The organism is Synechococcus sp. CS-1333, from assembly GCF_025128015.1.
Taxonomy (GTDB): Bacteria; Cyanobacteriota; Cyanobacteriia; order PCC-6307; family Cyanobiaceae; genus MW101C3.
This window is the reverse complement of sequence record NZ_JAHLYO010000009.1, coordinates 160,150-172,886: the sequence shown is the minus strand read 5'-3', so window position 1 is coordinate 172,886 and position 12,737 is coordinate 160,150. Positions and strand designations below refer to the sequence as shown.

At 69.0% G+C, this 12,737-nt stretch carries 11 protein-coding genes; 4 read left to right on the top strand and 7 right to left on the bottom strand.

Annotation, left to right across the window (positions count from 1 at the left end):
- Positions 1–5: 5 nt before the first annotated feature.
- From KQ303_RS02755 to psbZ, 3 genes are read right to left on the bottom strand one after another with little or no spacing between them, the layout of a single operon-like run.
- On the bottom strand, positions 6–812 hold the full coding sequence (locus tag KQ303_RS02755) for an ABC transporter ATP-binding protein (protein ID WP_259729047.1): 807 nt from the start codon (positions 810–812) through the stop codon (positions 6–8).
- Positions 809–1,300, bottom strand: a complete 492-nt coding sequence (ribH, locus tag KQ303_RS02750) for a 6,7-dimethyl-8-ribityllumazine synthase (protein WP_094511130.1) — start codon at positions 1,298–1,300, stop codon at positions 809–811. The genes KQ303_RS02755 and ribH overlap by 4 nt, the downstream gene beginning before the upstream one ends.
- Positions 1,301–1,305: 5 nt before the next feature.
- Positions 1,306–1,494 (bottom strand): photosystem II reaction center protein PsbZ, encoded by a 189-nt coding sequence (gene psbZ / locus KQ303_RS02745; RefSeq protein ID WP_094511131.1) that lies wholly within the window; start codon positions 1,492–1,494, stop codon positions 1,306–1,308.
- Positions 1,495–1,638: 144 nt separating this feature from the next.
- Between psbZ and mutS the strand changes: the two genes are divergently transcribed.
- The gene (gene mutS / locus KQ303_RS02740) at positions 1,639–4,428 is read left to right on the top strand and encodes a DNA mismatch repair protein MutS (RefSeq protein ID WP_259729046.1); all 2,790 of its coding nucleotides are present in this window, start codon (positions 1,639–1,641) and stop codon (positions 4,426–4,428) included.
- Between the two features lie 8 nt (positions 4,429–4,436).
- On the opposite strand, the gene KQ303_RS02735 is transcribed toward mutS, so the two are convergent.
- Positions 4,437–5,060 (bottom strand): precorrin-8X methylmutase, encoded by a 624-nt coding sequence (locus KQ303_RS02735; protein ID WP_094511132.1) that lies wholly within the window; start codon positions 5,058–5,060, stop codon positions 4,437–4,439.
- 11 nt (positions 5,061–5,071) lie between these two features.
- On the opposite strand from KQ303_RS02735, the gene holA reads away from it, so the two are divergent.
- Genes holA through KQ303_RS02720 form a run of 3 tightly spaced genes read left to right on the top strand, consistent with a single transcriptional unit; the run spans position 5,072 to position 9,266 of the window.
- Positions 5,072–6,040 (top strand): DNA polymerase III subunit delta, encoded by a 969-nt coding sequence (holA, locus tag KQ303_RS02730; RefSeq protein WP_259729045.1) that lies wholly within the window; start codon positions 5,072–5,074, stop codon positions 6,038–6,040.
- Positions 6,041–6,074: 34 nt separating this feature from the next.
- Positions 6,075–7,919 (top strand): aspartate kinase, encoded by a 1,845-nt coding sequence (locus KQ303_RS02725; RefSeq protein WP_259729044.1) that lies wholly within the window; start codon positions 6,075–6,077, stop codon positions 7,917–7,919.
- Positions 7,920–9,266: an exopolysaccharide biosynthesis polyprenyl glycosylphosphotransferase gene (locus tag KQ303_RS02720; protein WP_259729043.1), complete on the top strand. Its 1,347-nt coding sequence runs from the start codon at positions 7,920–7,922 to the stop codon at positions 9,264–9,266.
- Positions 9,267–9,286: 20 nt separating this feature from the next.
- Here KQ303_RS02720 and uvrB read toward each other — a convergent pair whose 3' ends face one another.
- From uvrB to KQ303_RS02705, 3 genes are all read right to left on the bottom strand, one after another.
- Positions 9,287–11,293, bottom strand: coding sequence for an excinuclease ABC subunit UvrB (uvrB, locus tag KQ303_RS02715; protein WP_259729042.1), 2,007 nt, complete (start codon positions 11,291–11,293; stop codon positions 9,287–9,289).
- A 97-nt stretch (positions 11,294–11,390) separates the two neighbouring features.
- On the bottom strand, positions 11,391–11,816 hold the full coding sequence (locus tag KQ303_RS02710) for a phage holin family protein (RefSeq protein ID WP_259729041.1): 426 nt from the start codon (positions 11,814–11,816) through the stop codon (positions 11,391–11,393).
- 135 nt (positions 11,817–11,951) lie between these two features.
- Positions 11,952–12,707 (bottom strand): DUF561 domain-containing protein, encoded by a 756-nt coding sequence (locus KQ303_RS02705; RefSeq protein ID WP_259729040.1) that lies wholly within the window; start codon positions 12,705–12,707, stop codon positions 11,952–11,954.
- Positions 12,708–12,737: the final 30 nt, after the last annotated feature.

Genomic DNA, 12,737 nt, shown 5'->3' with positions numbered 1-12,737 from the left:
CGCTCTCAGCCCACCCCCTTGGTGTAGGCCTCGATCGCCTCCTCTAGGGAGCCATCAAACTCAAGGTGCCCGTGCATGAGAACCACCCCCCTGGTGCAGAATTGAGCGAGCAGGTCATTGGAGTGGGAGGCCAAAATAAGTGTTCCCGCTTCCCCTAAGAAGCGTGTGAGCTGGTGCCGGGCTCGGGAGAGGAACCACTGATCACCAGCCCCTAGCCCCTCGTCTAGCGCCAAGGCTTCATGCCTGAAGGCGGTAAGCAGCCCGAATTGCAACCGGGTGCGCATGCCTTCGCTATAGGTGCGAATCGGTAGATGGATGAAATCAGCCAATTCCGTAAAGGCTGTGAGTTCCTCCAGAAAAGCGTCAAATCCCTTGATTGTGTTGCAATTGAAAAGATAGTGGGCGCGTGCAGCGTGCCTGCCGGTGAGATCGGTGTCCACCCAAAAGTTCTTATTGATCAGTGGAACCACCCGACCATAACGGCGGACACTGCCACTGCTGGGCTTGTAGATGTCACAGAGCAACCGCAAAAGGGTGGATTTACCGGCACCGTTATGGCCCAGCAACGCAACTCGCTCTCCTTTGTTGATTGTGAAGCTGAGGTTATTGAGAGCGCGCACCGAGACCCCTCCTCGTTTGCCGCGGTTCAGCAGGCCGCCAGTGAGCCCACCGACAAGCGCTGCTTTGAGCGAACGACCGCCAACGCCCTCCACCGGAATGTCAAGGCAAACCCTGTCAAGCTCCACCAGCGGCTGATCAGCAGGACTGGAGGCCAAGCCTCTCCTTGAAGAGAGCGTCACGCTATCGGTCAACGTACAATTGTGCCAGGTAGCACTTGCATCAGGCTGCCCATTTCCAGGGCCTGCAACGCATAGCTCCAGCCCAGGTTGCTCTTGATACCGGCCCGCTCCAGCGCCTGCTGGAGGGTGTCGGTGGTGAGCACGCCGAAGATCACCGGCACGCCCGTATCGCGGGCCACGGCCGCCACGCCCTTGCTCACTTCGGAGCAGACGTAATCGAAGTGGGGCGTGTCGCCGCGGATCACGGCCCCGAGTGTGATCACCACCTGATAGCGGCCCGAGGCCGCCAGACGCTGCGCCACGAGGGGAATCTCGAAGCTGCCGGGCACCCAAGCCACATCCAGCTGCTCGCTGCTGGGGGTGACGTCGATGCCGTGGCGAGAAAGGGCATCCAGGCAGGCGCTGAGCAGCTTGCCCGTGACCAGGTCATTGAACCGGCCCACCACGATGCCGATATGGAGGCCGCTGACCTCGGTGAACCGTCCTTCGAAAACCGCCAAGGGCCTCAGACCACGAAGTAACTGATTCCCCAGTTGAGCAGAACGAGGGCCACCCAGGCGGCGCCACCCAGCAGGATCAGGCGGTTGGAGCGGCCGCTGTCTTCGGTGCTCGCATAGAGCACCGGCACCGCCACGATCAGGGCGAACGACATCACCACCAGGGCCAGAACGGTGAGGGTGTTGAGGAGCTGCATGGGACCTGCGGGGCCTGGGGAGGGCAGTGCGACGATCTTCCCACGTGGGATTTCCCTCACCTGCGGGCGGCCGCCGGATCCTTCACATCTTGTGGGGAGCAGCTGGCCCGGGGCCCCTACCATCGCTGCAGCCAGGAGCCGCCCGTGGGCGCCGACGCCGATCGCCAGCTCTCGTTGGTGCCTGAGGAGGCGCTGCAGGGCAGTCTGTTCGGCGCCGCCGAGCCCGCATCCGCACCGGGCGATGGAGACCGCAGCAGCCCGGGCGATCTCGACCTGGACGATGGCGCCCTCGCCGCAGCGGCCGCCGCCCGGCCCCGGGCCCACTCGCGCCGCAGCCTCTCCACCGATCCCGATACCGACGAAGCCCCTGCCAGCGCCGCCGGCGAAGCCAGCCCGCAGCAGGCGTTGGCGGAGGACCAGCCCCGCTGGCATCACCACAGCCTGGTGGCGGCGGAAGACCTGCCGCCGATGCTGCGGCACTACGCCGAGCTCAAGCGCGCCCACCCCGAGCGGGTGCTGCTCTACCGCCTCGGCGACTTCTTCGAGTGCTTCTTCGAGGACGCCATCCAGCTGTCCCGCCTGCTGGAGCTCACGCTCACGGGCAAGGACGCCGGCAAGGCGATCGGTCGGGTGCCGATGGCCGGCATCCCCCACCACGCCGCCGAGCGCTACTGCAGTGAGCTGGTGCGCCGCGGTCTGAGCGTCGCTCTCTGCGACCAGCTGGAGACCACGGCCGCCAAGGGGGCGCTGCTGAAGCGCGACATCACCCGCGTGCTGACCCCCGGCACCGTGCTGGAGGAGGGGATGCTGGCCGCCCGGCGTAACAACTGGCTCGCGGCGGTGGTGCTGGAGCAGGGCGACTGGGGGCTGGCGGTGGCCGATGTGAGCACCGGCGAGTTCCGCCTCAGCCAACGGCAGGGGAGCGATGCCCTGCACCAGGAACTGCTGCAACTGGAGGCGGCCGAGCTGATCTGGCCCGATCCCGACGCCGCGGCGTACCCGGACGGCACCGCCGGCAAGCCGGCCTGGTGCCCACCAGCCCTGCACCTCACCCGGCTGGCGCGCACGCCCTTCAGCCTGCCGGAGGCGCGGCGCACACTGCTGCAGCGCTTTCGGCTTGCCACCACCGACGGTCTCGGGCTGGCGGAGGCGCCCCTGGCGCTGCGGGCGGCGGGAGGGTTGCTGCGCTACCTCGACGACAACCAGACCGGTGCCCGGAGCACTGCCGCCGGCCTGGTGCCCCTCGATCCACCCAGCCTCCGCTTCGCCGGCGATCACCTGGTGCTCGATGCCCAGACGCGGCGCAACCTGGAGATCACCCGCACCCAGCGCGACGGCCAGTTCCACGGCTCGCTGCTGTGGGCCCTCGATCGCACCATGACCGCCATGGGCGGCCGGGCCCTGCGTCGCTGGCTGGAGGCGCCGCTGATGGACCGCGCCGCCATCCACGCCCGTCAGGAGGGCGTGAGTGAGCTGGTGGAGCAGCGCGGGCTGCGGCTGGCCCTGCGCCGTCTGCTGCGGCCGATGGGCGATCTGGAGCGGCTGGCGGGGCGGGCCGGTGCGGGCACCGCCTCGGCCCGGGATCTGGTGGCCCTCGCCGATGGACTCGAGCGGCTGCCGCGGCTGGCGGCGTTGCTGGCGGCGGCGCGCAGCGAGCCCCTGGCGGCCCTGCGCGAACCGCCGCCCGAACTGGCGGTGCTGGTGGAGCAGCTGCGTCACACCCTGCAGGACACCCCGCCACTGAGCCTCACGGAAGGGGGGCTGATCCACGACGGCGTCGACGCGCGACTCGATGGGCTGCGCAACCGGCTCGACGACCAGCAGGCCTGGCTGGTGGAGCAGGAGAAAGCGGAGCGGCAACGCAGCGGCATCCCCTCGCTGCGGGTGCAGTTTCACCGCACCTTCGGCTATTTCCTCTCGGTGAGCCGGGCCCGGGCCACACGGGTGCCCGAGCACTGGATCCGGCGCCAGACCCTCGCCAACGAGGAGCGCTTCGTGACGCCCGAACTCAAGGCGCGCGAGGGCCGCATCCTGCAGCTCCAGGCCCGCGCCGCCCAGCGGGAGTACGAACTGTTCAGCGAGCTGCGCGCCGCCGTCGGCGCCCTGGCCGCGCCGATCCGCAGCGCTGCCCGGCGCGTGGCCCGCCTCGATGCGATCGCCTCGCTCGCCGAGGTGGCCGCCACCTGCGGCTACTGCCGCCCCGAGCTCACCGGCGACCGCAGCCTCTGGATCGAGGCCGGCCGCCATCCCGTGGTGGAACAGCTGCTGGTGGAGGAGCCCTTCACCGCCAATGGCATCCACCTGGGCGAGGCGGACCAGCCCGATCTGGTGGTGCTCACCGGACCGAACGCCAGTGGCAAGAGCTGCTATCTGCGCCAGACGGGCCTGCTGCAGCTGATGGCCCAGATCGGCAGCTGGATTCCCGCCAGCCGCGCCCGGCTCGGCCTCTGCGACCGCATCTTCACCCGGGTCGGCGCCGTAGATGACCTCGCCACCGGCCAGTCCACCTTCATGGTGGAGATGGCCGAAACGGCCAACATCCTGCACCACGCCACCGATCGCTCTCTGGTGCTGCTCGATGAGATCGGGCGCGGCACTGCCACCTTCGACGGCCTCTCGATCGCCTGGGCGGTGGCGGAGCACCTGGCCGACGGCCTGCGGGCGCGGGCGGTGTTCGCCACCCACTACCACGAGCTCAACGAGCTGGCCGAGCTGCTCCCGAACGTGGCCAACTTCCAGGTGCTGGTGGAGGAAACCGGCGATCAGCTGGTGTTCCTGCATCAGGTGCGTCCCGGCGGCGCCAGCCGCAGTTACGGCATCGAGGCGGCCCGCCTGGCCGGGGTGCCCCAGCAGGTGGTGCGCCGCGCCCGCCAGGTGCTCGGACGGATCGAGGCCAACAGCCACGTGGTGGTGGGGCTGCAGGTGGCGGCCTAGGGAAGGCCTCAGGCGCGGTCCAGCCAGGCGCGCCGCAGCAGGGCGTTCACCGCCGCCGCCGCCAGACCCGCCCCCCCCTTGCTGCCCTCCAGCCGGATCTGGGGCAGACCGCTGGCGGCCAGGTGGCGCTTGCTCTCGGCCACCCCCACAAAGCCCACCGGCATGCCGATCACCAGCGCCGGCGGCACCACGCCCGCGACCGGCTCGGGGGCGGCCACCAGCTCCAGCAACCGTTCGAGCGCGGTGGGGGCACTGCCGATCAGCACCACAGCCCCCGGCAGGGCCGCCAGGGCCGGGGCCATCCCCGCAGCGGTGCGGGTGCTGCCTTCAGGCGCCAGAGCGGGCGCCCAGGCCAGCACGCTGTGCACCGGGTTGCCGAAGCTGCGGCGGGCCATCGGGGTCACCGCCGCCGCCGCCATCGCGGTATCTGTGAGGATCGGCGCCCCGGCCGCCAGGGCCGCCAGGCCGGCGACGCAGGCGCCTGGGCTGAAGCGCAGCTCCGGCGCAATGGCCAGATCGCCACTGCTGTGCACCAGGCGCTCGAGCACCTCCTGTTGCACAGGGTCAAGACCGGTGGGCCCCAGCCAGCCCCGGATCCTCCGCACGCTTTCGGTGAAGATCGGATGGTCCACGGCCTGCCCCGATGCCGATCCATCTCTACTGGGGCGACGACGAGGCCAGCCGTCAGCGGGCGGTGGAGGAGCTGATCACCGCGTCGGTGGATCCGGTCTGGCAGAGCATCAACCTCAGCCGGCTCGATGGCAACGACACGGCCCAGGCCGGCCAGGCATTGATCGAGGCGCGCACCGGCCCGTTCGGCGGCGGTGACCGGGTGGTGGTGGTGCAGCGCAGCCCCTTCTGCCACACCTGTCCGGCGGAGCTGGCCACGCAGCTGGAGGCCAGCCTGGAGCTGATCCCCGCCACCAGCCACCTGGTGCTGGTGAGCGAAGGCAAACCGGACGCACGCCTGCGCACCACCAAAGCCCTCAAGGCGATCGCCAAGGAACGCAGCTTCGTGCTGCCGGCGGTGTGGGATGGAGAGGGCCAGCTGGAGCTGGTGCGCAGCACTGCCCGCTCCCTGGGCCTGACGGCCACGCCGGCGGCGATCGAAGCGCTGGCGGGTGCGATCGGCAGCGACAGCGCCCGCCTGGCCAGCGAGCTGGAGAAGCTCGCCGTGTTCTGCGGTCAGCGCCCGATCGACGGCGCGGCGGTGGCGGCGCTGGTGGCGGGCCACAGCACCAGCAGCCTGGCGGTGGGGGAAGCGCTGCTGCGCGGGGACGCCGGCGAGGCCATCGCCCTGGTGGACGAGCTGGTGCGGGCGGGGGAGCCGGCGCTGCGGATCGTGGCCACACTCGCCGGCCAGCTGCGGGGCTGGGTGTGGGTGAGCCTGCTGGACGCCCAGGGCGAACAGGACGTGGCCGTGATCGCCAAGGCGGCCGGCATCGGCAACCCCAGGCGCATCTACGTGTTGCGCAAGCAGTTGCGCGGTCGGTCGGCGGAGCGGCTGCTGCGGTTGCTGGGGCAGTTGCTGGAGGTGGAGGCGGCGCTCAAACGGGGCACTGAAGCCGGCGACGCCTTCCGCGATGGGTTCCTGTCAGCCCCCCTCCGATAATCAGCACCGATCCACCGTTCGCGCGCGCACCGGGATGGCCCTGCTGGTTCAGAAGTTCGGGGGCACCTCCGTCGGCAGCGTGGAACGCCTGCAGGCCGTGGCGCGTCGCATCGCCGCCAGCCGCGAGGAGGGCCACGATCTGGTGATCGTGGTGTCGGCCATGGGCCACACCACCGACGAACTCACCGGCCTGGCCCGGGCCATCACCACCACCCCTCCCCAGCGGGAGATGGACATGCTGCTGGCCACCGGTGAGCAGGTGTCGATCGCCCTGCTGGCGATGGCGCTGCAGGCGATCGGCGTGCCGGCCGTGTCGATGACCGGCGCTCAGGTGGGGATCGTCACCGAGTCGTCCTACGGGCGCGCGCGGATCCTGGAGGTGCGCACCGACCGCATCGAGCGGTTGCTGGAGGAGGGCCAGGTGGTGGTGGTGGCCGGCTTCCAGGGCACCAGCAGCGGCAGCGCCGGTACGCCGGAGATCACCACCCTGGGCCGCGGCGGCTCCGACACCTCGGCCGTGGCGCTGGCGGCGGCGCTGGCGGCGTCGGTGTGCGAGATCTACACCGATGTGCCGGGCGTGCTCACCACCGACCCCCGCAAGGTGGCGGATGCCCAGCTGATGGAGCAGGTGAGCTGCGACGAGATGCTGGAGCTGGCCAGCCTCGGCGCCTCGGTGTTGCACCCACGGGCGGTGGAGATCGCCCGCAACTACGGCGTGCCGCTGGTGGTGCGCTCCAGTTGGAGCGAGGCCCCCGGCACCCGGCTCACCAGTGGCCCGCCGCGCCCGATCGGCAGCGGTGGGCTGGAACTGGGTCGTCCTGTCGATGGCGCCGATCTCGAGGAGCGCCAGGCGGTGCTGGCCCTCACCCGCGTGCCCGACCGGCCCGGTGTGGCCGCCCTGCTGTTCGAGGCCCTCTCGGCCGCCGGCCTGAACGTGGATCTGATCGTGCAATCGACCCATGACGGCACCACCAACGACATCGCCTTCACCGTGGCGGAGGATCAGCTGGAGGCCTCACTCACGGTGTGCCGCGCTCTGCTCGGCGATCTCCAGGCCGACGACACGGCCCTGAGCAGCGAGGCGGGCCTGGCCAAGCTGAGCATCTCCGGAGCCGGGATCATGGGGCGGCCAGGCATTGCCGCGCGCCTGTTCGACACCCTGGCGCGCTACGGCATCAACCTGCGCATGATCGCCACCAGCGAGGTGAAGGTGAGTTGCCTGGTGGACGGCAGCCAGGGCCACCGGGCGCTGCGGGCCGCTGCCGAAGTGTTCGAGCTGCAGGACCACCAGCTGCGCCAGAACCCGCTGCCCTGCAGGGTCAACGATCCCGCTGTGCGGGGCGTGGCCCTCGACCGGGATCAGGCCCAGGTGGCCGTGCGGCAGGTGCCCGATCGGCCCGGCACCGCCGCCGCCGTCTGCCGCAGCCTGGCGGATGCGGGCATCAGCCTCGACACGATCGTGCAGTCGGAGCGCACCCGCGGGGAAGGGCCCACCCGCAGCCGCGACATGAGCTTCACGCTGCGACGGGAGGATCTGGCGCGGGCCCGCCAGGCACTGCAACCGCTGCTGCTGCAGTGGCCGGAAGCGAGCTTCGAGCAGGGCAGCGCTATCGCCCGGGTCAGCGCCGTGGGCGCCGGCATGCCCTGCACACCCGGCACGGCGGGCCGCATGTTCCGGGCCCTGGCGGCAGCGGGCATCAACATCGAGATGATCGCCACCAGCGAGATCCGCACCAGCTGCGTGGTGGCCGAAGACGATGGCGTCAAGGCCCTGCAGGTGGTGCACGCCTGCTTCGCGCTTGGGGGCGAGGCCAGCCATCAGGCGCAGGGCAGCGAGGCTCCCGGCAGCCACGACGCCGCCCTCCCCGCAGGCGCCTAGGTGCACTGGCTCTCCACCCGTCGTTGGCTGGCCCTGGCGGCGGGGCTTGATGCCGCCGGCCTCGTCGTGCTGGCGTTGCTGATCGGCCGGGCGCGCCAGGCGCCGAGCGACCCGAGCGCCGGCCTGCTGCTGATCCTGGTCTTGCTCTACTGGACCTTCGGCTGGCTGTTCGGTTCGTACACCGTGCTGCGCCGCGCCGACATGCGCCGCATGCGCCTGGCCCTGCGGCTGGGGGTCACGAGCGCGGTGTCGCTCAGTGCCGCCGCCCTGCTGGGCTGGTTGGTGCGGGCAGGCCCGGCTGTAGCCGTGCTGCACCGCGGCAGCCTCATCCCGCTGTTCGTGTTGCTGGCCCTGTGGAGCGCCTTGGTGCGGCTGGCGATCCGGCAGGTGTCCAGCCACCCCGGCAACGACCACTGGCGGGTGCTGGCGCTGCCGGAGGAAATCGCGGCGATCGAGCGGGAGTGGGGGCACCAGGCGGGGAGACCGGCACTGGCCATCCAGGATGCGCACGCCCCGGCGTCGCCGGTGGACGGCCATCCCATGGCCCGTGAACAGCTGCCGGGCGGGCTGGATGGCATCGCCCTCAGCCCGGGTGTGCAGGCCGACCCCGCCCTGATGCGGCAGGCGGAGCAGCTGGCCTGGCTGGGCGGGCCACTCACCACCCTGGCCGAGATGGCCGAGCAGGAGCTGCAGCGCATCCCGCCGCAGTGGGTGGGACACCAGTGGCTGCTGTTCTCCGGGCGGATCGAAGGGCGTCAGCCCACGGTGGAGAGGCAGCTCAAGCGCTTCGCCGATGTGGCCATCAGCCTGCTGCTGCTGCTGCTGGCTGCGCCCCTACTGCTGCCGGCTGCGGCACTGATCCGCCTGGGCGATGGCGGACCTGTGTTCTACCGCCAGCGTCGCTCCGGCCTGATGGGCAAAGCCATTGAGGTGATCAAGCTGCGCTCGATGGTGCGACAGGCGGAACTGGGCGGGGCCAGGTGGTCGGAGCCCAATGATCAACGCATCACCCCGGTGGGTGTGTGGCTGCGGCGCACCCGCCTCGATGAACTTCCGCAGCTTCTGAACGTGCTGCGCGGCGAGATGAGCCTGATCGGCCCACGGCCGGAACGGCCGGAGCTGGAAGGGGAGCTGGAGCAGCGCATCCCCCACTACCGGCTGCGGCACTGGATCCGCCCGGGCCTGAGCGGCTGGGCCCAGGTGAACATGCCCTACAGCTCCAGCGTGGAGGATGCGCAGCTGAAGCTCAGCTACGACCTCTACTACCTACGCAACGGCAGCATCTGGCTGGATCTGCTGATCCTCGCCAAAACGATCAAAACCGTGCTGAAGGCCTCCGGGCGTTGACCAGCTGATCGCAGCAGGGCTCAGTGATGACCCACCAGTTTCTGACGCAACTGCTTGATGCGATCGCGCAGGTTGGCCGCTTCTTCGAAGTCGAGGTTCTTGGCGGCCGTTTTCATCTTTTCCTCCAGCTGGGTGATCAGCTCCGGAAGCGCTTCGAGCGGGGCTTCGTTGTGAACAGCCAGCTCCACGGCCTGCTCCAGCTGATCGTCGTTGAGGCGGCGGGACACCTCCAGGTAGGCCAGGATCGAGTTGCCGGCCCGCTTGCCGGCGGGGGTGGGGGTGATGCCGTGCTCTTCGTTGTAGGCATGCTGGATGGCACGCCGCCGCTCGGTTTCGGAAATAGCCTTCGCCATCGAATCGGTGAGGTTGTCGCCATAGAGCAACGCCACCCCACTCACATGGCGGGCGGCGCGGCCGATCGTCTGGATCAAGGAGCGTTCTGCCCGCAGGAAGCCTTCCTTATCGGCATCGAGAATCGCCACCAGCGACACTTCCGGAAGATCGAGCCCTTCTCGCAATAGATTCACACCTACCAGAGCATCGAACGCGCCATTGCGGAGATCCTGGATGATCTCGATGCGCTCGATCGAGTGGATCTCGGAGTGGAGATAGCGCACCCGCACCCCATTCTCGGCCAGGTAATCGGTGAGATCCTCCGCCATGCGCTTGGTGAGCGTGGTGATCAGGCTGCGCTCCGAGCGCTCCGCCCGCACCCGGATTTCAGCCAGCAGATCATCCACCTGCCCCTCGGTGGGGCGCACCTCCACGATCGGATCCAGCACGCCCGTGGGGCGAATCACCTGCTGGGCGATGTGGCCCTCGCTCTGCTGGATCTCCCATTGTCCCGGAGTGGCAGACACGAAGATGGTCTGGCGGGCCTTTTCCCAGAACTCCTCCGCCTTGAGCGGGCGGTTGTCAGCGGCGCTGGGCAGGCGAAAGCCGTGGTCGATCAGCACCTGCTTGCGTGCCTGGTCGCCGTTGTACATGGCATGCAGCTGGGAGCAGGTGACATGGCTTTCATCCACCACCAGCAGCCAGTCGTCGGGGAAGTAATCGATCAGGCATTCGGGCGGAGTGCCGGCCTGGCGGCCCGCGAGGTGGCGGGCATAGTTCTCCACACCGTTGCAGTAGCCCACTTCCTTGAGCATTTCAAGGTCGTAGGTGGTGCGCTGCTCGAGGCGCTGGGCCTCCAGCAGCTTGCCCTGCGCATGCAGCACCTCGAGACGATCGCGTAGCTCCGTGCGAATCGCATCGATCGCCACTTCGAGCCGATCTTTGGGGGTCACGAAGTGTTTGGCGGGGTAGATGTTCACCGCCTCCAGGCTCTGGAGGATCTCACCGGTGGTGGGGTCCACGTAGCGGATCGCCTCCACCTCATCCCCGAACAGCTCAATGCGCACGAGCCTGTCTTCATAGGCGGGGCCGATCTCCAGCACATCGCCCTTCACCCGGAAGCGGCCGCGGCCCGCCTCCAGGTCATTGCGGGAATACTGGTTGTTCACCAGCTCCCGCAGCGAACCGCGCAGATTGAGCGTCTCCCCCACCTGGAACTTCACCGCTGCCTTGAGGTATTCCGAGGGGATACCAAGGCCATAGATGCAGCTGATCGAAGCAACCACGATCACATCGCGGCGCTCGAACAGCGAACGGGTGGCGGAGTGCCGCAGCATGTCGATCTCTTCGTTGATCGAGGCCGTCTTGGCGATGTAGGTATCAGAAACAGGGACGTAGGCTTCGGGCTGGTAGTAGTCGTAATAGGAGATGAAATACTCAACGGCGTTCTCTGGAAAGAACTCGCGCAGTTCGTTGCACAGCTGCGCCGCCAATGTCTTGTTATGGGCCAGCACCAGGGCGGGTCTGCCGGTGCGGGCGATCACATTCGCGATCGAGAAGGTCTTGCCCGTTCCGGTGGCGCCCAGCAGGGTCTGAAAACGCTGCCCCTGCTCCACGCCGCGGGTGAGGGTCTCGATGGCGGTCGGTTGATCCCCCTTGGGTTCATAAGGGGCTGTGAGCTGATAACGGGGCATGCCGCTCGGATGCCAGGCCAGGCCTGCCGGTAGCAGCTGATCCTAAGGAAGCCGCAAGGGGTAAAGCGGCGGAGAGCCGCCCAGAGCCCGCCAGTTTTCAGCTGAGCCCGGCCCCGGCCAGCAGACCTGCACGGGTGAAGCTCACATTGAGGCCCAGCAGGCCGAGAATCAAGGTGCTGAGGATGCTGTAGGCCAGGGCGCCGAAGATCGCACTCACCGCTCCACCGCGCAGCCGGAAGCCCGGGATCAGCCACGCCGCCAGGGCGAACAGGATGATCGTGATCAGCCAGTTGAACAGGAAGGTCACCGGGGTGATCAATCCACCCAGGCTGGTGACCGCCCAGGGGAGAGCGAGCAGCAGTTTCAGCGGCCACACCAGCAGGGTGCCCAGCAGGCCGATCACCACAGCAGAGAGCATGGCCGTCCCGAAGTTGGACATCTCCACCCCCAGGGGGAGAGCCGCCACGATCAGCAGGATGCCGGCGCGGATGGGCCACTGCAGCAGCCAGACAAAGGCTCCCATGCTTCAAAGATGCGGACACTGAACCCTATCCACCTCACCAGGGGGTGCATAGGGCGCTGGGCACATTCCTTCATGGCCCAGGAGACAGGCAAACCAACCGTCGCGGCACCAGCTTTGGCCAGACGGCCAATCGGGTCAATGAACGGCTGCCGGAACGCCGTTGAGCGCCTCGCGCAGGCTGCGCACCACCGCAAGCATCGCCAGGTCGTCGTGGAGGCGGTTGATGGCCGAGCCCACGCCCACGCCGCTGGCGCCGGCGGCGATCGCCAGCGGCAGGCTGACGGCCGAGAGGCCGGAGGCGCACAGCACCGGCAGGGGGACGGCGCGGCTGATCGTGTGGGCCGCCGCCAGGGTGGGTGCCGCCTTCTCGATCAGGCCGAGGATGCCGGCGCTGTGGGGGAGGGCACTGGTGCCGCCTTCGGTCTGGATGATGTCAGCGCCTTCGGCCGCCAGGACCACTGCCAGCTGCTCCTGCTGGTCCAGCGGCAGGATGTGCGGCACGGTGACAGACAGCACCACGTCGGGAAGTAACTGCCGGGTGCGGCGGGTGAGGGCGATCACCTCCTCGGCACCGAAGCGGCGGCCGAGCGGATAGAAGGCATCGAAATTGCCGATCTCCACCATGGCGGCGCCGGCGGCGACCACCGCGGGGAACAGCTCGGGGTCGACCGCCGAGGCGCAGATCGGCAGACCGGAGGCCGCCGTCGCCAGCCGGACCAGCTCGGGGTCACAGGCCACGTCGATCAAATCGGCGCCGCCAGCGCCCGCCGCCCGGCTCACCGCCGCCACCGAGGCCGTGTCGCGATTGGTGAGGCCCGCGATCACCTTCAGCATCCGCCGCGAGGCCAGCGAAGCTTGCAGAGCAGCGGGCAGACTGGCAAGACGGGACATCGGCGGGGGCAGCGGATGACTGGCATTGTC

Excerpts from the sequence above, each read along its gene's own strand:
- psbZ (WP_094511131.1), bottom strand. The coding sequence starts at position 1,494 with ATGCAGCTCCTCAACACCCTCACCGTTCTGGCCCTGGTGGTGATGTCG.
- holA (WP_259729045.1), top strand. The coding sequence starts at position 5,072 with ATGCCGATCCATCTCTACTGGGGCGACGACGAGGCCAGCCGTCAGCGG.
- KQ303_RS02725 (WP_259729044.1), top strand. The coding sequence starts at position 6,075 with ATGGCCCTGCTGGTTCAGAAGTTCGGGGGCACCTCCGTCGGCAGCGTG.
- uvrB (WP_259729042.1), bottom strand. The coding sequence starts at position 11,293 with ATGCCCCGTTATCAGCTCACAGCCCCTTATGAACCCAAGGGGGATCAA.
- KQ303_RS02710 (WP_259729041.1), bottom strand. The coding sequence starts at position 11,816 with ATGGGAGCCTTTGTCTGGCTGCTGCAGTGGCCCATCCGCGCCGGCATC.
- KQ303_RS02705 (WP_259729040.1), bottom strand. The coding sequence starts at position 12,707 with ATGTCCCGTCTTGCCAGTCTGCCCGCTGCTCTGCAAGCTTCGCTGGCC.